Origin of the sequence: Mumia xiangluensis (genome assembly GCF_010994095.1) — a bacterium.
Taxonomy (GTDB): Bacteria; Actinomycetota; Actinomycetes; order Propionibacteriales; family Nocardioidaceae; genus Mumia; species Mumia xiangluensis.
Map to the genome: position 1 here is coordinate 784,265 of NZ_WJYO01000002.1, position 23,946 is coordinate 808,210.

General features: G+C 70.9%; 19 protein-coding genes. 4 read left to right on the forward strand and 15 right to left on the reverse strand.

The window, feature by feature from the left end:
- Window positions 1–43: 43 nt before the first annotated feature.
- From hutU to GH747_RS10025, 11 genes are all read right to left on the reverse strand, one after another.
- Complete coding sequence (gene hutU / locus GH747_RS09975) at window positions 44–1,699, reverse strand: urocanate hydratase (protein ID WP_149769388.1); 1,656 nt, start codon at window positions 1,697–1,699, stop codon at window positions 44–46.
- The gene (gene hutH, locus GH747_RS09980) at window positions 1,696–3,288 is read right to left on the reverse strand and encodes a histidine ammonia-lyase (RefSeq protein ID WP_149769389.1); all 1,593 of its coding nucleotides are present in this window, start codon (window positions 3,286–3,288) and stop codon (window positions 1,696–1,698) included. The genes hutU and hutH overlap by 4 nt, the downstream gene beginning before the upstream one ends.
- Window positions 3,289–3,406: 118 nt before the next feature.
- Window positions 3,407–4,105, reverse strand: coding sequence for a nucleotidyl transferase AbiEii/AbiGii toxin family protein (locus tag GH747_RS09985; RefSeq protein WP_149769390.1), 699 nt, complete (start codon window positions 4,103–4,105; stop codon window positions 3,407–3,409).
- Window positions 4,106–4,187: 82 nt separating this feature from the next.
- Window positions 4,188–4,754, reverse strand: a complete 567-nt coding sequence (locus GH747_RS09990) for a type IV toxin-antitoxin system AbiEi family antitoxin domain-containing protein (RefSeq protein ID WP_205602866.1) — start codon at window positions 4,752–4,754, stop codon at window positions 4,188–4,190.
- A 120-nt stretch (window positions 4,755–4,874) separates the two neighbouring features.
- The gene (locus GH747_RS09995) at window positions 4,875–5,372 is read right to left on the reverse strand and encodes a flavin reductase family protein (protein WP_149769392.1); all 498 of its coding nucleotides are present in this window, start codon (window positions 5,370–5,372) and stop codon (window positions 4,875–4,877) included.
- Window positions 5,369–5,902 (reverse strand): NAD(P)H-dependent oxidoreductase, encoded by a 534-nt coding sequence (locus GH747_RS10000; protein WP_205602867.1) that lies wholly within the window; start codon window positions 5,900–5,902, stop codon window positions 5,369–5,371. Before GH747_RS10000 ends, GH747_RS09995 begins: the two co-directional genes overlap by 4 nt.
- Window positions 5,895–7,235, reverse strand: coding sequence for an LLM class flavin-dependent oxidoreductase (locus GH747_RS10005; RefSeq protein WP_149769393.1), 1,341 nt, complete (start codon window positions 7,233–7,235; stop codon window positions 5,895–5,897). Before GH747_RS10005 ends, GH747_RS10000 begins: the two co-directional genes overlap by 8 nt.
- A 10-nt stretch (window positions 7,236–7,245) precedes the next feature.
- A complete protein-coding gene (locus GH747_RS10010; RefSeq protein WP_149769394.1) occupies window positions 7,246–8,595 on the reverse strand; it encodes an LLM class flavin-dependent oxidoreductase in 1,350 nt (449 codons plus the stop codon).
- Between the two features lie 70 nt (window positions 8,596–8,665).
- Window positions 8,666–9,508, reverse strand: a complete 843-nt coding sequence (locus tag GH747_RS10015) for an ABC transporter permease (RefSeq protein ID WP_149769395.1) — start codon at window positions 9,506–9,508, stop codon at window positions 8,666–8,668.
- A complete protein-coding gene (locus GH747_RS10020) occupies window positions 9,501–10,325 on the reverse strand; it encodes an ABC transporter ATP-binding protein (RefSeq protein ID WP_149769396.1) in 825 nt (274 codons plus the stop codon). The genes GH747_RS10015 and GH747_RS10020 overlap by 8 nt, the downstream gene beginning before the upstream one ends.
- A 27-nt stretch (window positions 10,326–10,352) precedes the next feature.
- Window positions 10,353–11,396 (reverse strand): ABC transporter substrate-binding protein, encoded by a 1,044-nt coding sequence (locus GH747_RS10025; RefSeq protein ID WP_149769397.1) that lies wholly within the window; start codon window positions 11,394–11,396, stop codon window positions 10,353–10,355.
- A 306-nt stretch (window positions 11,397–11,702) separates the two neighbouring features.
- Here GH747_RS10025 and GH747_RS10030 point away from each other — a divergent pair, with 306 nt between their 5' ends.
- The 3 genes from GH747_RS10030 to GH747_RS10040 are packed head-to-tail and all read left to right on the forward strand — an operon-like array spanning window position 11,703 to window position 13,866.
- Complete coding sequence (locus GH747_RS10030; protein WP_149769398.1) at window positions 11,703–12,614, forward strand: LysR family transcriptional regulator; 912 nt, start codon at window positions 11,703–11,705, stop codon at window positions 12,612–12,614.
- A 33-nt stretch (window positions 12,615–12,647) separates the two neighbouring features.
- Window positions 12,648–13,397 carry an IclR family transcriptional regulator gene (locus tag GH747_RS10035; RefSeq protein ID WP_149769399.1) on the forward strand — a complete coding sequence of 250 codons (750 nt, stop codon included), beginning with the start codon at window positions 12,648–12,650 and terminating at the stop codon, window positions 13,395–13,397.
- A 10-nt stretch (window positions 13,398–13,407) separates the two neighbouring features.
- Window positions 13,408–13,866: a hypothetical protein gene (locus GH747_RS10040; protein WP_149769400.1), complete on the forward strand. Its 459-nt coding sequence runs from the start codon at window positions 13,408–13,410 to the stop codon at window positions 13,864–13,866.
- A gap of 1 nt (window position 13,867) precedes the next feature.
- On the opposite strand, the gene GH747_RS10045 is transcribed toward GH747_RS10040, so the two are convergent.
- The 4 genes from GH747_RS10045 to GH747_RS10060 form a co-directional block, all read right to left on the reverse strand.
- Window positions 13,868–14,419: a DinB family protein gene (locus GH747_RS10045; protein WP_149769401.1), complete on the reverse strand. Its 552-nt coding sequence runs from the start codon at window positions 14,417–14,419 to the stop codon at window positions 13,868–13,870.
- Between the two features lie 30 nt (window positions 14,420–14,449).
- Complete coding sequence (locus tag GH747_RS10050; RefSeq protein WP_163695446.1) at window positions 14,450–17,464, reverse strand: fibronectin type III domain-containing protein; 3,015 nt, start codon at window positions 17,462–17,464, stop codon at window positions 14,450–14,452.
- A gap of 107 nt (window positions 17,465–17,571) precedes the next feature.
- Entirely contained in the window at window positions 17,572–19,608 is a 2,037-nt protein-coding gene (locus GH747_RS10055) for a vWA domain-containing protein (protein WP_149769403.1), read from the reverse strand.
- Between the two features lie 115 nt (window positions 19,609–19,723).
- A complete protein-coding gene (locus tag GH747_RS10060; protein ID WP_149769404.1) occupies window positions 19,724–21,106 on the reverse strand; it encodes a MoxR family ATPase in 1,383 nt (460 codons plus the stop codon).
- 150 nt (window positions 21,107–21,256) lie between these two features.
- On the opposite strand from GH747_RS10060, the gene GH747_RS10065 reads away from it, so the two are divergent.
- Window positions 21,257–23,944 (forward strand): S8 family peptidase, encoded by a 2,688-nt coding sequence (locus GH747_RS10065; protein WP_149769405.1) that lies wholly within the window; start codon window positions 21,257–21,259, stop codon window positions 23,942–23,944.
- The last annotated feature ends 2 nt before the right edge of the window (window positions 23,945–23,946 follow it).

The window sequence follows — 23,946 nt, forward strand, 5'->3', positions numbered from 1 at the left end:
GGGCTCCTTCCCCGCGACCACCCCGGTACCTCGCTCCGCGTGTTCACGCGTCCTCCATCGGGATGCGCACGCCCCGCTCGTGCGCGACCTCGCGCGCCCGGTCGTACCCCGCGTCCACGTGTCGCATCACGCCCGTCCCGGGATCGTTCGTGAGGACCCGTGCGATCTTCTCCGCGGCGAGGTCGGTGCCGTCGGCGACGATCACCTGGCCGGCGTGGATCGAGCGGCCGATGCCGACGCCGCCACCGTGGTGCAGCGAGACCCAGGTCGCGCCGGAGGCGGTGTTGAGCAGCGCGTTGAGCAGCGGCCAGTCGGCGATCGCGTCGGAGCCGTCGGCCATGGCCTCGGTCTCGCGGTACGGGGAGGCGACCGAGCCGGAGTCGAGGTGGTCGCGGCCGATGACAACCGGTGCGCTCAGCTCGCCGGACGCCACCATCTCGTTGAACCGGAGCCCGGCACGGTGGCGCTCGCCGTAGCCGAGCCAGCAGATGCGGGCGGGCAGGCCCTCGAAGTGGACCTTCTCCCCCGCCTGCGTGATCCAGCGGCGCAGGTGCTGGTCCTCGGGGAATAGCTCGAGGATCGCCCGGTCGGTCGCCGCGATGTCAGCGGGATCGCCGGACAGCGCCGCCCAGCGGAACGGGCCCTTCCCCTCGCAGAACAGCGGGCGGATGTAGGCCGGGACGAACCCGGGGAACGCGAACGCACGGTCGTACCCGCCGAGCCGCGCCTCCTCGCGGATCGAGTTGCCGTAGTCGAACACCTCGGCGCCGGCGTCCAGGAACCCGACCATCGCCTCGACGTGCCTGGCCATCGAGGCGCGAGCGCGCTCGGTGAACCCCTCGGGGTCGCGCTCGGCCTCGGCCTTCCAGTCCGCGAGGTCGACGCCCTCGGGGAGGTAGCTCAGCGGGTCGTGCGCGCTCGTCTGGTCGGTGACGACGTCGATCTCGACGCCGCGTGCGAGCAGCTCGGGGAAGACGGTCGCCGCGTTGTCGACCACGCCGACCGACAGCGCACGCCGGTCCTTCTTCGCGGCGAGGACGCGCTCGACGGCGTCGTCGAGGTCGGTCGTGTACTCGTCGAGGTAGCCGTGCTCGACCCGGCGCGCGAGTCGCGACTCGTCGACGTCGACGATCAGCACCACGCCCTCGTTCATCGTGACCGCGAGCGGCTGCGCGCCGCCCATGCCGCCGCAGCCGGCGGTGAGAGTGAGCGTGCCTGCCAGAGTGCCGCCGAACCTCTTGGTGGCGACGGCACCGAACGTCTCGTACGTGCCCTGGAGGATGCCCTGGGTCCCGATGTAGATCCACGAGCCGGCCGTCATCTGGCCGTACATCGTGAGCCCCTCGGCCTCCAGCCGCCGGAACTCCGGCCAGGTCGCCCAGTCGCCGACGAGGTTGGAGTTGGCGATGAGGACCCGCGGCGCCCAGGCGTGCGTACGGAACACCCCGACCGGCTTGCCGGACTGCACGAGCAGCGTCTCATCGTCGGCGAGGGTGCTGAGGGTGCTGACGATGGCGTCGTACGCCTCCCAGCTGCGCGCGGCGCGCCCGGTCCCGCCGTACACGACGAGGTCCTCGGGCCGCTCGGCGACTTCGGGGTCCAGGTTGTTCATCAGCATCCGCAGCGGGGCCTCGGTCTGCCACGAGCGGGCGGTGAGCTGGGTGCCCCTGGGCGCCCGTACGGGTTCATGCGTGGTCACTGGTGTGCCTCCTGTGCGGGTCCCGTCCCCGATTCGGGCACTTCGGGTGGGAATTCGGTGCCGGAATCGGCACCGAACTGCCCAAATCGGGGACGGAGCGTGCCGGTGCGGACAAGGTCGACGGTCGCGTCGATCTCGGGCGCGAGGAATCGGTCGGGGCCGGGGCCGGGGACCTGCTGGCGCAAGGTACGGATCGCAGCGCCGGTCATCGGTGCGGGTGCGAGCGGCGCCCGGAGGTCGATGCCGCGTGCAGCGACCATCACCTCGATCGCCAGCACCCGCGTGAGCGCGTCCAACGAGCGGCGGAGCTTGCGGGCCGCGGACCAGCCGAGAGACACGTGGTCCTCCTGCATCGCGCTCGACGGGATCGAGTCGACGCTCGCCGGCACCGCGAGGCGCTTGACCTCGGCGACGAGAGCGGCCTGGGTGTACTGCGCGATCATCGCGCCGGAGTCCACCCCGGGGTCGTCGGCGAGGAACGGCGGAAGGCCTCGGTTGCGCGAGACGTCGAGGAACCGGTCCGTACGGCGCTCGCTGATGCCGGCGACGTCCGCGACCGCGATCGCCAGGAAGTCCAGGACGTACGCGAGCGGCGCACCGTGGAAGTTCCCGTGCGACGAGACGCGCCCGTCACCGAGCACCGACGGGTTGTCGATGGCGGACGCGAGCTCCCGCTCGGCGACCAGCGCGGCGTGGTCGAGCGTGTCGCGGGCCGCGCCGTGGACCTGGGGGGTGCAGCGCAGCGAGTACGCGTCCTGGACCACCCCGTCGCCGTACCGGTGGCTGGCCACGATCTCCGACTCGGCGAGCAACGTCCGCAGGTGGGCCGCCGACGTCGCCTGTCCGGGGTGCGGCCGCAGCGCCATCAGCTCCTCGGAGAACACCTGGTCGGTTCCGAGCTGGCCCTCGACGCTCATCGCGGCCGCGAGGTCAGCGGTGTCAAGGAGGTCGCGCAGGTCGTGCAGCGCGAGCACGAGCATTCCGAGCATGCCGTCGGTGCCGTTGATGAGCGCGAGACCCTCCTTCTCGGCGAGGACGACGGGAGTGAGCCCGTGGTCGCGGAGCGCCTCGGCCGCAGGGCGTACGACACCGTCCTTCACGACCTCGCCCTCCCCCATCACGGCGAGCGCGCAGTGCGAGAGCGGTGCGAGGTCACCCGAGCAGCCCAGGCTCCCGTACTCGCGCACCACCGGGGTCAGACCGGCGTTCAGCATCGCGGCGTACGCCTCGGCGGTCTCGAGGCGGACCCCGCTGTGGCCGGTCGCCATGGTCGAGAGGCGCAGCAGCATGAGCGCGCGTACGACCTCGTCCTCGACCCGCGGACCAGTGCCCGCCGCGTGAGACCGGATCAGGCTGCGCTGGAGCTGCGTGCGCTGCTCGGCGGGGATGTGCCGGGTCGCGAGGGCGCCGAAGCCGGTCGAGACGCCGTACACCGGCTCGTCCGACGCGGCCAGGGCCTCGACGTGCGTCCGCGCGGTCTTGATCGCGGTGCGCGCGTCCTCGGAGAGGGTGACGGGTGCCCCGCTGCGGGCGACGGCGACGACGTCCTCCGGGGCGAGCGGCCCGGGGCCGACGATGACGGTGTGCATGGGTCCATTGCACGGCGCCCGGGACCCGCGCCGCTACGACATCGCACCGGCTGGTGTCTCGGATCCGAGACGTGTCCGAGCGGATGCCGCCTCCTGACTGCGCGAGCCGGACCTGCAGTCATGTCCGCTTGGCTCGCTGCCACGCCTCGGCGACGGCAGCCAGCGCCTCGGCGGGCCCGACCGGCATACGGCCCTGGTGCGCGAGCGCCGTACGCCAGGCTTCCTCACTCGGCGCCTCACGGAACATCCAGGGACCCGGCGGCGCGCCCGTCGGTCCAAGACGAGCGAACAGCTCGGCGGCCGCAGGCGTCACCGCTCCGATCCGCGCCAACCCGAACAGGTCAGCGAGGTCCCTCGGCGCGCGCCGATCGAACCAGACCGCAGCCTTCGCGGCAGCGAAAGCCTCCGCGGTGAGCGTACGCAGGCGAGCCGGGGCCACGTCGGAGTAGCGCTGCTCGATCGCACGCTCCTCGGTCGGCCACTTTGGATAACCGTCCGCTGCCAGCAACTGGATCTGGACCGACAGCCGTCCGTCCTCGACCGACATCACCGCCGGCTGCGAGCCGCGTGTCGTCTCCAGCCGAGGCGTCCACCTCGGGGCCCCGTAGTTCCGGGCGATCGCGCGTTCGAAAGCACGAGTGACTGCCCGCGCAGTCTCGACCCGCCGTCCGGCAACCAGGAGATCGATGTCCTCCGACAGGCGGAAGTCGATGAGATGCGTTCGCGCCAGCGCCGTGCCACCGATGAAGAGCACGTCGCCTCGCACCGGCGACGTGGCGAGTGCTGCAAGGAGGACCGAGATCAGGTGATCGCGCATCACCTGATCTTCAGCGACCCCGAACTGCTCCTGCCGCTGCGCCAGCTCGTCGCGGGCGAGGCCTGAGGGGAGCCACCCACCGTCATCCACGATCGCGCCGCTCGCCCCTCAGCCGAACCAGCGTGGCGCGACCGCGCTGTCGCTGTGCGAGCTCGTCGAGCAGCTCTTGGTCTGCCTGGAGCCAGAGGTTGTCGATCGCCTCGCGCACCTGCGACTCATCGGCGCCAGACGGAACTCGCCGCCCCAGATCGAGGATTGTCTGCTCGACCGTCGTCACCAAGCCCCGCCCGAGGGCACCGAAGCTCTCGAGCTGTGCGTCGAGGTCGTCGGTATCGCGCTGGACGAACCGCACGACGACGTCTCCCAAACCGTCGAGCGAGATAGCGCGGTGCTGCCGAGGGACGGCGACGGTCGCGGTCGCGAGGGCGCGCGGGATCGCCCCGCGCACCCGCGCCGCACTCACGCCCATCAAGACAGCGCCTCCCGCACCGTAGATCGCAGACGCGACGCCCAAGGCGGCGGCCTCAAGCGTCGGCCGCCAATCGACTCCACGGTCGTCGGGTACGACGACGTAGTAGCCATCCGTGAGCCGGAGGAGCGCGCCTCCCCGCGACAGACGCGCGACCTGGGTTCGCGGGTGGGCGTACACCTTCGCCAGGTCTTGCGGACGCACCGTACGCAAGGGCGCTCGAGCGAGAGCCAGATCAACACGAGGCCGAGTCACATGCAGATCGTACTCTAGAGCGGTACGAAATGCATACAGATGCATTCACGCCAACCGCACGAAACCGCTCCGGTGGAAGATCAACGGCGTGGGGACGTCGGAGTGCTCGAACGCGTGCAGCTCCAGCAGCACGAGCACGTGGTCCCCCGCCTCGACCTCGCGGTAGATCGTGGTGTCGAACTTCGCGAGCCCGTCGTCGACGAGCACGGCACCGTCCTCGGTGACGGTGACGTCCACGTCGTCGAAGCGCTGTGCGACCGGCCCCGCGAGCTGCCGGCACAGCGGACCGTGGTGGTCGGCCAGCACGGTCAGGCCGAGGTGCGACGAACGGCGCAGCTGCGGCCACGTCTTCGAGCTGCTCGCGAGGTTGATCGACACCAGCGGCGGATCGAGGCTCACGCTCGCGAAGCTGCTCGCCGCGAGTCCGACCAGCTCGCCGTCGACCTGCGCGGCCACCGCGACCACCCCGGTCGGGAACACGCCGAACGCCTTGCGCAGACGCAGCGGGTCCAGGTCCTGGTTGGTCGGGAACGTGATCGTCATCGTCCTCCTCCCACGGCGCTGCCGCCGAGCACGCTCTTCACGACCGGGCGCGTGTCCTCGAGCCACCCGAGGTACGCCGCAGGGTCGTCGTACGCGCTGTCGACCACGAAGAGCCCGCGCCCGGGCACGGTCGCGCCGAGCTCGGTCAGCACCGGCCGCAACGTCAGCTCGGGCGCGAGCGCGTGGGCCGGCGAGCCGCCCAGCATCAGTGGCACTGCGAGGCCCCGCAGCCCGGTGCGTCCCGCGAACCGGTCGAGGAACAGCTTGAGCAGCCCGGTGTAGGCGCCCTTGTACGTCGGGGAGGCGACGACGACCAGGTCCGCGCCTCCCACCCGGGTGACCAGGTCCCCGACCTCGACCGAGGACCAGTCGAGCAGCGCGGAGCCGAGGGTCGCGAGATCGACCACGAGGTCCGGCTCGCCGCCGGACAGCTCGTGCGCGACGTAGGTGGCGGCGGAGAGGGTGCGCGACGCCGGCTTCGGGTTGCCGACGACGACGGCGACGCGCTCCGGCACGGTGTGCTCAGACAACGTCCGCTCCCACCAGGTCGAGCTGGTTGGCCGGACGCGGCAGACCGTAGTGGTCGCGCAGGGTGGTTCCCTCGTACTCCGTACGGAAGAGTCCGCGCTCGCGCAGGATCGGTACGACGGTGTCCGCGAACGCCTCCAACCCGCTCGGCAGCGCCGCACCCATGACGTTGAAGCCGTCGGCGGCACCCTGCGTGAACCAGGTCTCGATGACGTCCGCGACCTGCACCGGCGTCCCGATCACGACATTGTGGCCGCGGCCGCCGCCGAGGCGCCCGAGGAGCTGCCGCACCGTCAGGCTCTCGCGCTGTGCCAGGTCGATGACGAGCCGAGACCGCGAGTCGAACCCCTCGCGGTGGGTGCGTTCGACCACGTGGTCAGGGAGTGCCGCGTCGAGGTCGAGCTCGCTCTCGTCGACCTCGAGGAACGCCGCCAGCTGGCGCAGGCCGTACTCAGGCACGCGCAGGTCGTCGAGGTGGCGGGCCAGCGCGGTCGCCTCGGCCTCGGTGTCGCCGATGATCGGGACGATGCCGGGCAGTACGAGGACGTGGTCGGCATCGCGACCGGCAGCGACCGCCCGCCCCTTGATCTCGGTGTAGAACGCCTGGGCCTGCTCGAGCGTCTGGTGCGCGACGAAGATCGCCTCCGCGTGCTTCGCGGCGAACGCCTTGCCCTGCTCCGAGGCGCCGGCCTGGACCAGGAGCGGATAGCCCTGCGGCGGCCGAGGCACGTTGAGCGGCCCAGCAACCTGGAAGAACCGCCCCTCGTGGTCGATCGAGCGGATCCTCGCCGGGTCGCCCCAGCGCCCGCGCTCCTTGTCCCCGACGAAGGCGTCGTCCGCCCACGAGTCCCAGAGCTTCTGCGCGACCTGGAGGAACTCGTCGGCGCGCTCGTACCGCGTCGCCTGAAGCGGACGCTCGGCGAGCGAGAAGTTGGCCGCCTCCTCGTGGGTCGCGGAGGTGACGATGTTCCAGCCGGCGCGACCGCCCGAGACGTGGTCGACGGTCGCGAAGCGGCGCGCCAGGGCGTACGGGTCGTTGTACGTCGTCGACGCGGTCGCGATGAGACCGATCCGCTCCGTGGCGGCGGCGACCGCGGTGAGCAGCGTCAGCGGCTCGAGCTGGCCGGCGATCCGGAACTCACCGCTCCCCTGGACCGTCGCCCCGTCGGCGAAGAAGATCGAGTCGAACCGCGCGGCCTCGGCGATCTGCGCGAGCCGGACGTAGTGGCGTACGTCGAGGCCGGCGCCGGCCTCGGACTCCGGCAGGCGCCACGCCGCCTCGTGGTGGCCCGCCTCCATGAGGAAGGCGTTCAGATGGAGCTGTCGTGTGGTCATCGGGATCTCCTCAGGCGGTGGTGACGGCGGCGCGGTCGCCGGCGTAGAGGCTGTCGGGACGGGGCAGCCCGTAGTGCTCGCGCAACGTGGAGCCGGTGTACTCGGCCCGGAAGATGCCGCGCTCCTGGAGCAGCGGGACGACACCCTCCGCGAAGGCGTCGAACAGCTGCGGGTAGAGCGGCGGCATCACGTTGAAGCCGTCCGCGGCGCCCTCCTCGAACCACTCGGTGATGAGGTCCGCGACCTGCAGCGGCGTCCCCGCCACGACGTTGTGCCCGCGCGCCCCGGCCAGGCGGTGGAGCAGCTGGCGCAGCGTCGGCCGGTCGCGCTCGACGATGTTCGCGACGACCTGCAGGCGGCTGCGGTGGTTGTCGAGCACGTTGCCGGCGCTGCCGAACGCCTCGACCGGGACGACCTCGTCGAGCTCGAGGTGGCTCAGGTCGGCGCCGGCGAGCCCCTCCAGCTGCGCGAGGCCGTACGCCGGGACCGTCAGCGCATTCACGTGCTCCTGCAGCTCCCGCGCCTCGGCCTCGGTGTCACCGAGGAAGGCACTGAGCCCGGGGAGCACCAGGACGTGGTCGGGATTGCGACCGAACTTCGCCGCCCGGGACTTGATGTCCTCGGCGAACGCGCGGGCGTCGCCGAGCGTCTGGTGCGCGGTGAAGATCGCCTCGGCGTTGCGGGCGGCGAACGCCCGTCCGCTGTTGGACGAGCCCGCCTGGACGTAGACCGGTCGTCCCTGCGGAGACCGGGGCGCGGCCAGCGCGCCCTCCACCTGGTAGAAGCGGCCCACGTGGTTGATCGCGTGGACCTTCTCCGGGTCGAAGTACTGGCCGCTGTCGCGGTCGGCGAGGACCGCGTCGTCCTCCCAGGAGTCCCACAGCTTCGTCACGACGTCGAGGAACTCCTGCGCGCGGGCGTACCGCTCGTCGGGGCTCGGGAGCTTGGCGAGGCTGAAGTTGCGCGCCGCCGCCTCCGACTGCGTGGTCACGATGTTCCAGCCCGCGCGGCCATCCGACAGGATGTCGAGCGACGAGAAGAGCCGGGCAAGGTTGTACGGGTCGTACAGCGTGGTCGACGCGGTCGCGATCAGCCCGATCCTCTCGGTCTTCGCGGCGATCGCCGACAGGCGCGTGATCGGCTCCAGGTGCGCGGTCGGGCGGTACGGCGTTGCTGCCCACAGCCCGGGGATGTCGGCGAAGAAGACGCCGTCGAACTTGGCCGCCTCCGCCGCCTGAGCGAGCTCGGTCACGAAGGTGATGTCGTGGACGCGCTCCACCGACGAGTCCGGGTGCCGCCACGACGCCTCGTGGTGGCCGGTGTCGTGGAGGAAGGCGTTGAGGCTGAGCGTTCGAGTCATGTCGTCTGTCCTTGTCTGGTCCGAACGGTCTGGTCGGGACGGTCTGCGCCGAACGGTCTGGTCCGAGCTGTCAGGCCGGGCGCCAGCGCGAGAAGCGGCGCTCCAGCGCGACCAGTCCGTAGTTCACGGCGACACCGAGGAGGGCGGTGGTGATGATCGCGGCGTACATCTTGGGGATGAGGAAGTTGAACTGGGCGTAGTTGATGAGGAAGCCCAGTCCCGCGGTCGCGCCGATCATCTCGGCGGCGATGAGCACGAGGATGGCTGCGGCGCCCGAGATCCTGATGCCGGTGAAGATCGTCGGCACGGCCGCCGGGAACACGACCTTGCGGAACGTCGCGACCGGCGAGAGCCCGAGCACCTTCGCCGAGCGCAGCAGCTGCGGATCGACGGTGGCGACACCGGAGATCGTCGCGAGCAGGATCGGGAAGAAGCACGCGTACAGCACGATCGAGATCTTCGACGCCTCACCGATGCCGAGGATCAGCGTGAAGACGGGCAGGATCGCGAGGGCGGCGGTGTTGCGGAACACCTCGAGTACCGGCGTGGAGAACTCCCGAACCGGCCTGTACCAGGCGATCGCGGCACCGACCGGGATCGCGACGACGATCGCGAGACCGAAGCCGATCGCGGACCGGACCAGGCTCGCTCCGACGTGCTTGGCGAGCTCCCCGTCGGTGGCCATCTGCCACCACTCCTCGAGAACCACGTGCAACGGCGGGATGAAGTAGGCGTCGACCAGCCCGTACGTCGGGGCGAGCTCCCAGATCAGGGCGAGCGTGAGGATCCCGGCGACGCCGCGCGCGACCGACACCGCGCGTCGCCGACCCGGAGACACGCCCTTCGCGCGAGCGGCCTCCTCCTGGCGCGGGTTGGGACGCGCCTCGGTCTTCTCGGCGATGAGACTAGGCATGGACGAGCTCCTCGGTGCGGGCTGCGGGGGCGTGCTGCTCGCGCAGCAACGACCAGATGCGGTGGCGGTACGCAGCGAACTCCCGCGTCGCCCGTACGTCGGTCTCGGCCGCCGCGTCTCGGTCCAGGTCGACGTTGATGATCGCCTTGATGCCGCCGGGTCGGGCGCTCATCACGGCCACCCGCTGCCCGAGGAAGACGGCCTCCTCGATGTCGTGGGTGATGAAGACGACCGTGGTGCCGGTGCGCTTCCAGATGCCGACGAGCTCCTCCTGCAGCCGCTCGCGGGTCTGGGCGTCGAGCGCGCCGAAGGGCTCGTCCATCAGGAGCACCTCAGGCTGGTACGAGAGGCTGCGCGCGATCGCGACGCGCTGCTTCATGCCACCAGACAGCTCGTGCGGGTAGCGGTTCGCGAACTCGGAGAGGCCGACGAGCTCGAGGTACTCGCGCGCCCCGGCGGCGCGCTCCTTCTTGGAGAGGCCACCCTTCGCCTCGAGGGCGAACTCGACGTTCCCGGCGGCCGTCCTCCACGGGAGCAGCGTGTACTGCTGGAAGACGACGCTGCGGTCGAGGCCGGGGCCCGTGATCGGCTTCCCGTCGATGCGGAGCTCGCCGCTGGTCGGCTCGGCGAGGCCCGCGATCAGGTCGAGGACCGTCGACTTCCCGCACCCCGACGGTCCGACGACGGTGAGGAACTCGCCTGCGGCGACGTCCAGGTCGAGGTTCTCGATGGCGACGAACTCGCGGAGCTGCTTGTCCTCGTCCCCGCGGACCCAGAAGGTCTGTCCGACGCCGTCGAGTGTGATGCGTGAGCTCATGGTGGTGTCACTCCTGTCACAACGTCGTCAGGCGTTGGGGTTGAACTCGTTGGTGTAGACGTCGGACACGTCGAGGTCGTCGCCGTCGACGTCACCGCGGCTGTCGAGCCAGTCGACCCACCGCTTGATGTCCTCGTCGGCGATCACCGGCTTCGGATCCAGCCCGAGCGTCCCCGGGAAGTTGGCCTTGATCGGCTCGATGTAGTCGCCGTAGCCCTCCTTCTCGAGGTACGGGAAGTAGACGTCGAAGATCTCCTGCTTCTCGTGCGTCTCGATGAACTCGATGGCTGCCGCGACACCCTCGACGAGCTGACGGGTCGTGTTCGGGTTCTTCTCGATGAACTCGTTGCGCAGCGTCAGGCCGCCACCGGCGTACGGGCTGCCGACGACCTCGACGTCGTTGGTCAGCTCGCGGACCTTGAACTGCTTGGCCGTCGCCTGGTAGCCGAGGAAGCTCACGACCGCGGCGTCGACCTGGCCCTTGCCGAGCGCTTCGGGCGTGTTCAGCGGCGGGAGCGGGACGAGCGTGATCTTGTCCTGCTCGGCGTCGGAGAGACCCTCCTGGTCGAACCACGTGTCGAGGACGGCCTCAGCGTTGGCGCCGAGCGTGTTGACGGCGATCTTCTTGCCGATGAGGTCCTTGGCGGAGGCGATCGGGGACTCGTCCCGTACGACGAGCTTCTGGTTGCTGTCGGCGTTGGAGCCGTAGAACGGGATGACGGCCTTGATCGGCGCCCCGGTCGCGACGAGCTGGGCGATGGCGCCGTAGAAGGCGGAGCTGCCGATGTCGGTCTGGTTCGAGGCGAGCGCCTGCAGGGCCTGCGGCCCGCCGGTCACGTCGCCGACCCGGTCGAGCGTCAGGCCCTCGAACTTGCCCAGCGCGTCGGCGAGGAGGAAGGCGTCCACAGCGCCGGCATAGCTCTGGTAGCGGATCGTCGTGACCTCTTCCCCGCTCGCGTTGGCGCCGGAACCGCCGCAGGCGGCGACCGATGCGGCGAGCGTGAGCGCGGCGAAGGCGGCGAGGAGCCGGCGGCGAGCGGTACGAAGTGGAGCGGTACGAAGTCGGTTCATGGGTCCCTCTGGTCTGGAGGTGGTGGAAGCTGGGCTGGACTGGGCGGCGCGGGCGCGCTCGTACGTCCGCGGGCGGAGGCGGGGGTTGTCAGCGACAGGCAGCGCTGATGACGCGACAGAGGTCGACGTGGTGGCGGCGGGTGAGCCAGCTCGCCATCGGGTCCTCCCGGTGTGCCCGGCGCCGACCTCGTGTCAGCGCGACTCGAAACACAATAATCTTGATAGACATTGTTGGATACCCTGTCTTGCGGACCGAGCGATCGGCAGAACCGATCACGTGACCTTCCACACACCCGAAGGGGAACGATGCGCCTCGAACAGCTCGCGTACGTCACGGCGGTGACCGAGCACGGATCCCTGCGCCGCGCCGGCGAGAACCTCCACATCTCCCAACCCGCCCTGAGCGAGGCCATCAGCAAGCTCGAGCGCGAGCTCGGCACGGTGTTGCTCGACCGCCACCGCTCGGGCGCCCGCGTCAGCGACACGGGACGCGACCTCCTGCCGCACATCAGCGACGTCCTCGCCGCCGTGGACCGACTGCGCGCCGCGGCACGCGGTCAGGGTGACGCCCGCAGGCCGATGCGGATCGGGAGCGTCAACACAGGCGCGGCCACCGTGGTGCTGCCGGCCCTGCGCACCTATCAGCTCCAGGACCCTGGCGTCCCGTTCGAGCTCCGCCAGCTGCAGCAGGACGAGATCCACCTCGGGCTGAGCGAGGGGACGCTCGACGTCGGCCTGGTGAACCTCCTGCCCGGCGACGACGTACCACCCGACCTGCTCGGCGTCGAGCTGATCAAGGGGCGACCTGCTGCCGTGCTCCCCGTCGAGCACCCGCTGGCCGCCAGGCCGCGGGTCACCGTGGACGAGCTGCGGCGCGAGCCCTTCGTCGGCGCGCGGCAAGGGTTCCTCATGCACCGCGTGGCACACCGCCTCTTCGGCGAGGAGCTGCCCGTCCAGTGGCACACCTGCGACGGTGCCGACATCGGCAAGCACATGGTCGCGACGGGCCTGGGGCTCTCGCTGATGCCGGACTTCACCATCGAGGCCGACCCGCTGGTGGCGGCCGGGTTGATCGCCGCGCGCCCGCTCGCGGACGCCACCCCTGCCATCAGGATGGTCCTGCTGCTGCGTCGGGGCAGCCGGCCGTCCGATGCCGTACGGCGTCTGGTGGACCACCTGCGCCACCAGGCCGAGCGGGTGACCGTCCGCAGCGACTGAGCGCACCCGTCTCGTACCCGAGACAATCGAGCCGTGTCCCGTCCCGTCCCAGCCGCGACCTCCACCCTGCGCGTGCTGCGGTTCCTCTCCGGCCAGCCAGTCCCGGTCCCGGCCGGGCGCATCGCCGCGGAGATCGGGCTCCCCCGCTCCTCGACGTACCACCTGCTTGCCGCGATGGCCGCCGAGGACTTCGTCGTCCACTACCCCGAGGACCGCACGTGGGGACTCGGCGTCGGCGCCTGGGAGGTGGGGCTCGCATTCGCTCAGCAGGAACCGCTCGCACGCCTCGCGCGGGTACCGCTGGCTCGCCTCGTCGACACGCTCGGCCAGTCGGCGCACCTGGCCGTGCTGCACGGTGCGGACGTGCTCTACGTGCTCGAGGAGCGCGCGCCGGGACGACCGTCGCTCGTCACCGACGTCGGCGTACGCCTGCCGGCCCACCTCACGGCGTCCGGCCGCGCGATCCTCTCCACCCTGCCTCGCCCGCAGGTCCGGGCGCTCTACCCCGGCGAGTCCGCGTTCGTCACCCGTACGACGCTGGGCCCGAGCACGCCCGGACAGCTGCGAGACCTCCTGAGCGAGACTCGGCGACGCGGTCACGCCACCGAGGACGGCGAGATCACGCCCGGGTTCCGATCCATCGCCGTACCGCTGTCGGCCCCGGCCGTCCGGGCCGCGGTCGCCGTCACGTGGGAGTCTCGCGCCGACGTCGCCGAGTCGGCCGTCGTCACCGCCGTACGCAGCACCGCCGCCACCCTCGACCGCCGCCTGCACGCCCGCTGACGGACTGTCAGTGCCCGCCGACATCCTCGACGCCATGGCCTCGTCGCCGTCCCCGATCCTTGCCGACTTCCTCGCCGACGTGCAGCCCGACCGGACTGCCCGCACGCAGCGCGCCTATGCCGCTGTCGTGCTCCACCTCCAGCGCTACCTCGACACCGACGACATGTCCCCTCACCTCGGGACGCACGACGGCACGCTCCTCGCCCACGAGCGTGAGGTCGCCGGAGCCGAGGGGTCGTTCTTCCGCCTCTTCGGACCCGGCGAGCTGCTGTGCTGCCTGCCCGGGTTCCTCGAGGGGCCGTGGCTCGAGACGACTCCTCACCCTCGGTCCCACGTCGCACTCACCGCACGGCTGCTGCGTCACCTCGACCGGCGTGGATTCGTCGGTTCGGCGTACCGCTGCGCGTGGTACGACGCCGAGGACGCCGTCCGCCGCGCGCGTCAGACGGCTCGCGGCACGGCGCCGTGACCTACTGGCCGGTGCGTCCGTCGATGCACTCGCGGAGCAGGTCGGCGTGACCGACGTGCCGCGAGTACTCCTCGATCATGTGCACGAGGACCTCCCTCAGGGCGATCTCACCACGGTCGAGGTTGCGCGCCATCATGCCGAGGTCGTCTGCGTCGTCCACGAACCGCTCGGCGTACGCGACCTCGTCCTCCCAGCGCCGCCACGCGTCGGCCACGACCGCGTCGTCGCCGACGGCGCCGTTGAAGTCGGCGTCGCGGTCCTCGGCGGTCCGGTAGTGGCGGGGCGCGTCCTCCCCGGCCATCACCTGCCTGAACCACGTGCGCTCGACGTCCGCCAGGTGGCGCACGAGGCCGAGCAACGACAGCGTCGAGGGCGGCACCGACCGCCGAGCCATCTGCTCGGCGTTCAGGCCGTCGCACTTCATCCGCAGCGTCGTCCGATAGGTGCCCAGGTAGTCGATCAGGGTGGCCCGCTCACCGACCAGCACGGCGTCGGTGTCGCGGGGGTCGTCCTCGGGGTCGACCCACATGTCCGGGAACTGCCGTTCACTCATGCCCGGCAGTCTGTCAGTCGGCCATCGCGCTCACCGAACCCGTACGCTCACCGCCCGCGCGGCCGGCGTCGTCGTCCGCGTGCCTCGATAGGTCACCTTGTAGGCGTGACGGCCCCTCTTCGCGCTGAGGCGCACGACCGCCTTGCCACCACGGACCGCCACCGTCCTGACCTGCTTGCCGCGCTCGGTGATCACGACCTTGCCACCGGGCCGGACGACACCGTCCACGGCAAGCCTCACGGTCAGCGTCACCCTCGTCCGCCCGGCCTTCGCGGCGACCTTCACCCGAGCGGCTCGCTTGACGAGACCAGTCACCCGTGACGTCGCGGCCGCAGAGGCATGGCCGGTCTTGCGCGCCGTGACCCGGATCGACACGTTCCTGCCGACGTCCGCGGCGCCGAGCGTGTACGTCGCACGGGTGGCGCCGGGGATCGGAACGCCCGCGCGCAACCACTGGTACGAAGCCGCGGTCCCCGACACGCTCCATCGTCCGGCGAACGCCCGCAACGTCGTCCCGTAGCGCGCCTTGCCGGTGATCGTCGGGACTGCGGTCGCCCGGATGACGGGTACCACTGGTGCCGGCTTCGTCGTCGCCGCCACCCAGTCGCTCGGCTCCGACGGCGCCGAGCCGCCGACCGCGACGAGGGCGAACTCGTACGAGGTGCTCGGCGCGAGCCCTGTCACCGTCGCCGAGGTCGCGGATCCCGCCTCGATCGAGGTGACGCTGCTCCCACTGCTGCTGCGACGAAGGACTCGGTAGCCGCTCGCGCCCGGCGTCGCGGCCCACGACAGAGTGGCGCCGCTCGCCGACGTCGAGGTCACGGTCAGCCCCAAAGGCGCCGCGGGACGCACGGGCGCGGTCGGCTGGGACGGAGCGGTGACCGGAGCGGTCCCGGACGCGCTGGCCGTCACCACCACCGTGAGCCTCTTACCGACCAGGTCCGGCGTGACGTCGAGCGTGCTCGTGGCCGCGCCCAGGATCGGTGTGCCGTCAGCCCGCCACGCGTAGGCGTAGTCGAGCCCGTCCTGCGTCCAGCTGCCCGGACTGGCGACGACCTGCTGCCCGACAACCGGCGTCCCCGCGACGGTCGGACGCGCGGTGCTGCCGAGCTCGCTTCGACGGTCGACGAGGACGACGTCCTTGCCCGTGACGGACTGCACGCCACCGACGACGATGTCGGTGGCGTCCTCGACGTACCCGGCGCCCTCCCACCACCGTGAGAGATAGCGTCCGTACTCCCAGTCGTCGAACCGCAGGCGATAGGTCCCGCGACCAAGCCCGCGCAACGTGTACGAGCCGTCTGCGGCGGTCTCGTCCCACGCGACTTCGATCCAGTCGTTGTTCACCCGCTCCCAGCGGTACGCACTGACCGAGATCGCGGCCAGAGGCGCGCCGTCGCGACGACGTACGGTCCCGGAGACCGTGGACGCTCGGGCGAGAACGGCGTCGGCGAGCCGCGTCGTCCCTCCCGCTGTGACGGTAACGGTCGTCGCGTCGCTGAGGCTGGGACTGTCGTCGTAAAGCTCCTGAGCGTGAACGCCTTCGTAGTCCTGGAATCCGACCCGGTACGTTCCCGGCTGAAGGCCCGTGACCGTGTACGAGCCGTCTTCCTCGGTCCATCCCGACTCCGCGGACGACCACGCACCAGTGACGGCGTTCTGCGCGTACACGTCGATGTTGACGTCAGCGAGCGGCCCGGACGCACCACGAACGACGCCGGAGAGAGACCCGGCTCTCGCGAGGGTCACGTCCTTCCCGGTCAGGTGCGCTGAGCGTCCGACCTCGATGCGGTCGGCATTGTCCACCGAACCACGCCCCTTCCAGTACTGGCGGGCGTACATGCCGGAGTGGGGGTAGAAGCCGAGGGTGTAGGTCCCCGGCCCCAGCCCGCCGAGGGTGTACGTGCCGTCGGATCGGACCTCGCCATTTGCAGCCCAGTCCCATCCGACCTCGTCACTCCACACGTACGCAGTGACGTCGACGTCCCTCGCTGTCCCACCCGTGGGCAAGCTGACCTTCCCCGAGATGGACGAACCGAGAGACAGCGCAGCATCGAGCCCTGTCACGACCCCATCTGCCGTGACGGTGACGTCGTCGGCCACATCGAGGCTTGCCGCGTCGTCCCAGTACTCGGCGACGTGCCGGCCATCCTCCGGCTCGAGCTCGAGGCGGTAGGTGCCCGCACGGAGCCCGGATGCGGTGTAGACGCCACCTGCGTCGGAGTACGCGTACCCGACGGGCATCCAGCCGCCCCATTCCTCTGACGGCTCGAACACGGTGACCTCGACGTCGGCCAGTGGTGCGCCACCGCTCCCGGTGACCTTTCCCGACAGCGTCGCACCGACACCGAGGGCCGCATCGATCCCCCGGCGTGACTCTCCGGTGCTGACGACGACGTCGTCGGCGTCCGCAAGCTCGGCAGCGTCGCCCCAGAACTCGCCAGCGTGGGTCTCGGAGACGAACTCGATGCGGTACGTGCCTGCGCGCAAGCCGTCGAGGACGTACGTGCCGTCCTCCGCAGTCGTTGTCTCGGTGATCCATGGATATCCGTGGCCCACGAGCTGGCGGGCGATCACCGTGACCTCGCCGAGCGCGTGGCTTCCCTCGTCCGTGACCCTCCCGCCGATCGACGACGCGGGCTCGAGCGTCGCGTCGATCCCGTCGACGGACCCTTCCGCGACGTCGAATGAGGTCGCGGTGGACAGGTGGTCGGCCTCGTCCCAGAACTCCCGAGCGTATGTCCCGGTCCAGTCCTCGAACCCGACGCGGAACTGTTCACCGTCGGTCACCCCGATGTGGTAAGCGCCGTCCGCGGCGGTGATCGTGGAGTCGGCCCAGTCCCAGTATGGGATGTCGTCGCCGTCCTCGACGTACGTGTAGAGAGACACCTCGATGCCGGCAAGTGATTGTCCGGCGGCGTTCGTCACGCGTCCGGAGATCGTGTCGACGGCCGCGCTCGCCGTCGCCGGCAGCAGGGCCGCGAGGACGGCGAGGAGGGCAACGATCACACCGAAGCGGCGCAAATGGGGGCGGTTCGAGGGCACGGTCAGCTCCGGAGGCGTGGGGGCAGGCAAACGGAGGTTACAGTGCCGCGGGCCAGCGCAGGCCAGTTCCGGAAAAAGTCGCGTGCGGCATCTACCGCGTGACGGCGCTACTCGTCCACCCAGAACCCGCGGCCGCCGAACCAGCCGCCGTAAGACCCGCCGTACGCGGAGCCGTTGTCGTACGAGGAAGAGCCGCTGCGCGAGCCGAGGTAGCTGTCGACCACGGCGACACCGAGGTCCTCCAGCTCCGGCGCGACGACCCGTCCGTCCACCCGGCGCGCCATCTGCTCGATGAAGCGGGCCAGCCCCGGGTCCTCGCCGAGCCGGAAGAACGTCGTCTGCGCGCCGAACCGACCCACGTCGTCGAGCGCCTTGACCGTGAACGCGACCGTGCGCGGCGACGGTGGGTAGGTGAAGAACAGCTGGCCGTCGGCCTCGAGGTGCGACGTCGGCTCGCCGTCGGTCACGATCAGGAGCACCGGCTGGGCGTTCGGGTGCTTGCGGAAGTGGCGCCGCGCGAGCAGCAGCGCGTGGTGGAGGTTGGTGCCCTTGGCCCACTTCGCGTCGAGCGCCGTCAGCTCGTCGATGTCCATCACCTCGGCGTACGGACCGAAGCCGATCAGCTGGAGGTGATCACCGCGGAAGCGGCTCTGGATCAGCGTGTGGAGCGCGAGCGCGGTGCGCTTCATCGGCACCCAGCGCCCGTCCATCGCCATCGAGAACGACGTGTCGACGAGCAGGGCGACGGCCGCCTGCGTGCGCGCCTCGGTCTCGCTGACCTCGACGTCACGGATGTCGAGGCGTACGCCGTTGCGCGCGTCGTCGCCTGCGGAGACGGTGCGGACGACGGCGTTGGTGATGGTGCGCGTGACGTCCCACGGCTCGGTGTCGCCGTACTCCCACTCTCGCGTCGCGCCCGACATCTCGCCTGCCGCGCCAGCACGACGGACGTCCCGCGCACCCTGCCGGCCCGACATCCGCTGCGCGACGTCGCGCAGCAGCGACCGGCCGAGCTGTCGGATCGCCTTCGGCGACAGGCGCAGGGTGCCGTCCGTCCCGCGCTTGAGCGCGCCGCTGTCGCGCAGCGCGCGCTCGAGGTCGGTGAGCGTGCGAGCGTCGACGGCCGCGTCCTGGCCGAGGTGCCGCTCGAGCTTGTTGAGGTCGATGTCGCTCATGCGGGCGCCCGGGTACGCCTGGGACAGCTGCTCGCCCAGCGCGTCGAGGTCGGCGAGCTCCTGCAGCACACCCGTACCATCGCCGAGCCCGAGCCCCTGGTCACCGCCGAACTGCTCCGCGCCGTCCCAGTCCTCGCCGGGCCGCAGCGCCTGGAGGTTCGCGTCGAGCTGGCCGAGCGCCTCCTGCAGCGCGGGGCTGCCGAACGCGCTCGCCGACAGCGCCATGAGCTCCTCGCGCTGCTCCGGCGTCATCGAGTTGAGCATCCGCTGCGCCGCGGCCGACCGCGCAGCGAGCGCGTCGATCAGCTCGTCGACGTCCTGCGGGTCCTCCGGGAAGAACTCGCCGTGCTTGTCCATGAACTCCCGGAACTGCTGCTCGGTGTCCTCGCCCCTGCGGTGAGCGTCGAGGAGCGCGTTCAGGTCCGTCAGCATCTCGGCGACGGCTTCGCGGTCCTGCTCTGTCGCGTTCTCGAGGGCCTGCTTCATCCCGGCGAACCGCTGGTCGAGCATCTCGCGGCCCAGGAGGTCCTTGATGCGTTCAAAGTCCTCGCGCGCCTGCGGGCTGCGCCACGCGTAGTCGCCGAGCTCGGAGACCGCGGCTGCCGGTGACGACGGCAGGCTCTCGATCCGCATCTCCGCGAAGCGCGCGTCGTCGTCGAGGTCGCGCGCGAGCTGCTTGCGCTCCTCGAGCACCGCGTGGTCGAGGAGCTCGCGCACCTCGCGCATCGTGCCGTCGAGGTCGTGGCGCCGCAACAGGTCCTGTCGGCGCTGGGCGACCTGGCGGGCCAGGTCGTCCAGACCGCGCTGGCCCTGGGTCCCCCGGCGCAGCACCTCGGCCATCGCACGCTCCGGCGAGTAGCCCGCCATGACGTCCTCACCGATCGCGTCCAGCGCCTCCGCGAGGTCGACCGGTGGCGCCAACGGGTCACCTCCGGCGTACCGGCCGTACCTGCTGTCGCGCCTGCTCATCGCCCACCTTCCTGTCCCCTCATCCCCGCCCCCGTCCCGACCCCGATTTGGGCACTTTGGGACCGAATCGCGTCCCAGAAAGCTCCCGAACTGCCCGAATCGGGGACGGCCTCGCTCATCCGTACACCGTCTCCCCACCGCCGGAGTCCTTGCCGATCTTGCGCGCGAGGAACAGACCCTCGAGCGCCAGCTCGATCGCACTGGCGCGCTCACCGTCGTCGGTGGCGCCGAGCCGCGCGATGACCTCGTCGTAGAGCTCGGACTCGCCGAGCACCGGGAGCCCTGCGAGCACGTCCGTCGCGGCGACCTGCTCACCCGTCATCACCGTTGCGCCGGACCCGAACGCCTCCACGAGCAGCGCGAAGTCGATGCCTCGGAGGCGGTGGCGCACGGTCTCCGCCGTCGCCGTACGCAGGACGTGCGCGAGGATCTCGCGTTCGCGACCGTCCTCCCCGGTCTCGAACTCGATCTTCCCTCCGAGCACGTCGACGGCCGTCTCCAGGTCCACCACCCGTGCGACCGCGTGCTCCTCGCCCTGGATCGTCGCGCGGTGCAGAGCAGCAGCGGCCACGGTCTCGGCGCCGGCGATCGCGAACCGCGCCGAGACGCCGGAGCGCTGATCGACGGCGTTGGACTCGCGCAGCGCCCGCGTGAAGCGCGCGAGGATCTCCAGGAGGAAGTCGGGCACGGTCGCGACCAGCGCCGCCTCCTGCTTGACGACCGCGATCTCGTCCTCGAGCTCGAGCGGGTAGTGGGTACGGATCTCCGCCCCGAAGCGGTCCTTCAGCGGTGTGATGATGCGGCCGCGGTTCGTGTAGTCCTCCGGGTTCGCGGTGGCCATCACGAGGACGTCGAGCGGCAGCCGAAGGACGTACCCGCGGATCTGGACGTCGCGTTCCTCCATCACGTTGAGCATCGCGACCTGGATCCGCTCGGCGAGGTCGGGCAGCTCGTTGATCGCGACGATGCCGCGGTGGGAGCGCGGGACGAGACCGAAGTGGATCGTCTCCGGGTCGCCGAGCGAACGGCCCTCTGCCACCTTCATCGGGTCCACGTCCCCGATCAGGTCGGCGACGCTGGTGTCAGGCGTCGCCAGCTTCTCGGCGTACCGCTCGTCGCGGTGCCGCCACTCGACGGGGAGCGCGTCACCGAGCTCGTCGGCGCGACGGCGCGACACGGGTGTGATCGGCTCGTACGGGTGCTCGCCGAGCTCGGATCCCGCGATCACCGGCGTCCACTCGTCGAGCAGGCCGACCAGCGTGCGCAGCAGCCGGGTCTTGCCCTGCCCGCGCTCGCCGAGCAGGACCACGTCGTGACCGGCGATGAGCGCTCGTTCGAGCTGAGGGATCACCGTGTCCTCGAGGCCGTGCAGGCCGGGCCACGGATCGCTGCCCTCGGCGAGGGCAGCGAGGAGGTTGTCGCGGACCTCCTCGCGGACGGACTTCTGGACGTGGCCGGAGGCGCGCAGCTCGCCGACCGTGGAGGGAGCGTCGTTCACATCACCACGCTAGCCCGGCACTCCTCACGACGCCGACGACCGTTCGCTGACGGCGGACAGGCGATGCTGTGACGCACCGAGGAACAAAACAGACAATGCATGACACCTTGAGGTCGTAACGTCGCGAGAAGCATCGACCGGGGGGCGATCATGGGGACGTCACGCACGCTATTGGCAGCAGCATCGACCGTCGCGCTGGCGGCAGGCACGCTCGTCTGGCTCGGGCAAGGAGGCGCCGTCGCGGCGCCGGAGGGTGATCCCGTCCGGGTGGTCGTCGGCGTCGAGCAGCGCAGCGACGTCGCCGGCGTGGCCGAGGACACCGACGCCGACGTCGTGCGGACGATGAGCCGCCTGCCGGTCGCCGTGCTCGAGGTGCCCGCGGACGAGCTCGAGCAGCTGGCCGCCCACCCCGACGTTGTCTCGCTGATGGAGGACGTCCCCGAACGACCGTCGCTCGCGTCGTCGCTGCCGGTCATCAACGGCGACGACGTCCACGGGCTCGGGTTCGACGGCACGGGAGCGACCGTCGCGGTGCTCGACACCGGCATCGACGCCGACCACCCGTTCTACGGCACGGGCGGCGCGCGCATCGTCTCCCAGTTCTGCTCGTCGACGCCCGCTGCCTCCGACGAGGACAGCCTGTGCCCCGACGGCACGACGACCGACACCAACGCGACCGTCGACGGAGTGGCGGCCTGCCTCAACGCGACCAACGCCAACATCTGCGACCACGGCAGCCACGTCGCCGGCATCGCTGCGGGCAGCGCGGCGACCGACAGCACCAACGCGCCGGGCGACGGTGTCGCTCCCGGAGCACAGCTCATCGCGATGCAGGTGTTCACCCGGTTCAACGACACCGCCGACTGCGACCCCGACGGCGTCGGTGACCCGACGCCCTGCGTGCTGACCTATCCCAGCGACCAGATCAACGCGCTCAACCAGCTCATCGCCCTGGACGCCGCGAACCCCGGTTGGAACGTCGTCGCCGCGAACATGAGCCTGGGCGGCGGTAACAACGGGACAGCGTGCGACGGCGACACGCGCAAGACCGCGATCGACGGCCTCCTCACGGCCGGCGTCGCCACCGTCATCTCCGCCGGGAACGACAGCCACCTCAACGCGACCGGCGCACCGGGCTGCATCTCGACGGCGTTCACCGTCGGCTCCACCACCGATGCCGACGCCGTCTCCGGCTTCAGCAACCGCGGAGGGCTCCTCGACGTGTTCGCACCGGGAAGCTCGATCATCTCGTCCGAGCCCGACGACACGTACGGGAGCAAGTCCGGTACGTCGATGGCGGCGCCCCACGTGACCGGAGCCCTCGCCGTGCTGCGTGCCGCCTACCCGGCGCGTACGGTCGGCGACCTCATGAACGACCTGCGTACGACGGGGGTGCCGATCACCTATGCGACGAACGCGGCCGGGACGACGACCGCGACGACACCGCGCATCGACCTCCTCGCAGCTCTGCGCGCGCCCAACGAGCCGCCGACCGTGACGGCTGACGCGGCCACGGTCACGGCACCGGAGGGCTCGACAGCCACGAACTCGGGCACGTTCGCAGATCCCGACAGCACCGTCACGAGCCTGTCGGCCTCACGCGGCGCCGTGGTGATGGGTGCCGGGACGTGGACGTGGAGCGAGCAGACGAGCGACGGACCGGACTCCGACCCGGTGACGATCACGGCCACCGACGACAAGGGCGAGACAGGCTCGGTCACCTTCACCCGGGACGTCACGAACGTCGTCCCGACGGTGACGGTCGACCCGGCGCAGGTGACCGCGACGGACGAGGGCGGAACCATCTCCGTCGAGGCGACGTTCGCCGATCCCGGGTGGCCGGACACCCACACGGCGACCGTCGACTTCGGCACCGGCACGGGCGGACCGAGGCCGGCGACCGTCACGGTCGACGACCCGGGTGGCCCGGGGGCGCCACGGACGGGCACGATCACGGCCGACTTCCCGTACGGCGACAACGGGTCCTACACGGTCACGGTCGCGGTCACCGACGACGACGGCGGTGTGGGTACGGCGAACTTCCCGGTGGTCGTCACCAACCTCGGTCCGAGCGTCGCCATCGACGACGGCGACGCCGTGACCTTCCCGGGCGGCGCGTACGTCGTGACCGAGATCGGCGAGACGGCGACCGTGGAGGCCGACGGGTCCGACCCGGGCTCCGACGACCTCACGTTCACCTGGGACGACGGCAGCGGTCCGATCAGCATCACCTCCTTCAACGACGGCGTCGGACCAGAGCCCGACGAGCCGCCCACGCCCACCCCGCTCGGGACCTTCCCGTTCTTCGCGAGCGACGATGTGGACGTCAACGAGACCGTGCCGGGTGTGGTCGAGCTCCTCCTGGAGCTCGCGGACGACGACGGCGCGACGGCCTCCGACGACCTCGGCGTGATCGTCACGGGAGACGCCACCTCCACGCAGGGGCAGGGCTGGTGGAAGCACCAGTACAGCGGCAAGGGCAAGCCTCACGTCGACCCGGCCTTCGCCGCGGGCTACCTCGAGATCGTCGACGCGGTGTCCAGCGTGTTCTCCGAGGACACCTCGGCGCTGACGCCCTCCGAGGCCCACGCGGTGCTCCAGCCGACCGGTGGCGACCGGCGAGATCGTGCACGCGCCGACCTGCTGCTGGCCTGGCTCGAGCTCGCGAGCGGCGCTGTCTCTTGGGACGCGACCGTCCCGCTCGGCGGGGGGCAGGGTTCGGTGGGATTCCTCCCGCTCATGTTCGACGCGGAGGAGACGATCCTGGACCCGGCTGCGACGAACGCGGAGCTGCAGGACGTGTCGAAGGACCTGTCCCGCGTGCGGCACGCGGGGTGAGG

Coding starts and splice junctions, on each gene's coding strand:
- GH747_RS10005 (WP_149769393.1), bottom strand. CDS start 7,235: ATGACCACACGACAGCTCCATCTGAACGCCTTCCTCATGGAGGCGGGC.
- GH747_RS09995 (WP_149769392.1), bottom strand. CDS start 5,372: ATGACGATCACGTTCCCGACCAACCAGGACCTGGACCCGCTGCGTCTG.
- GH747_RS10010 (WP_149769394.1), bottom strand. CDS start 8,595: ATGACTCGAACGCTCAGCCTCAACGCCTTCCTCCACGACACCGGCCAC.
- GH747_RS10065 (WP_149769405.1), top strand. CDS start 21,257: ATGGGGACGTCACGCACGCTATTGGCAGCAGCATCGACCGTCGCGCTG.
- GH747_RS10015 (WP_149769395.1), bottom strand. CDS start 9,508: ATGCCTAGTCTCATCGCCGAGAAGACCGAGGCGCGTCCCAACCCGCGC.
- GH747_RS10025 (WP_149769397.1), bottom strand. CDS start 11,396: ATGAACCGACTTCGTACCGCTCCACTTCGTACCGCTCGCCGCCGGCTC.
- GH747_RS10030 (WP_149769398.1), top strand. CDS start 11,703: ATGCGCCTCGAACAGCTCGCGTACGTCACGGCGGTGACCGAGCACGGA.
- GH747_RS10020 (WP_149769396.1), bottom strand. CDS start 10,325: ATGAGCTCACGCATCACACTCGACGGCGTCGGACAGACCTTCTGGGTC.
- GH747_RS10055 (WP_149769403.1), bottom strand. CDS start 19,608: ATGAGCAGGCGCGACAGCAGGTACGGCCGGTACGCCGGAGGTGACCCG.
- hutH (WP_149769389.1), bottom strand. CDS start 3,288: ATGCACACCGTCATCGTCGGCCCCGGGCCGCTCGCCCCGGAGGACGTC.
- GH747_RS09985 (WP_149769390.1), bottom strand. CDS start 4,105: ATGCGCGATCACCTGATCTCGGTCCTCCTTGCAGCACTCGCCACGTCG.
- GH747_RS10045 (WP_149769401.1), bottom strand. CDS start 14,419: ATGAGTGAACGGCAGTTCCCGGACATGTGGGTCGACCCCGAGGACGAC.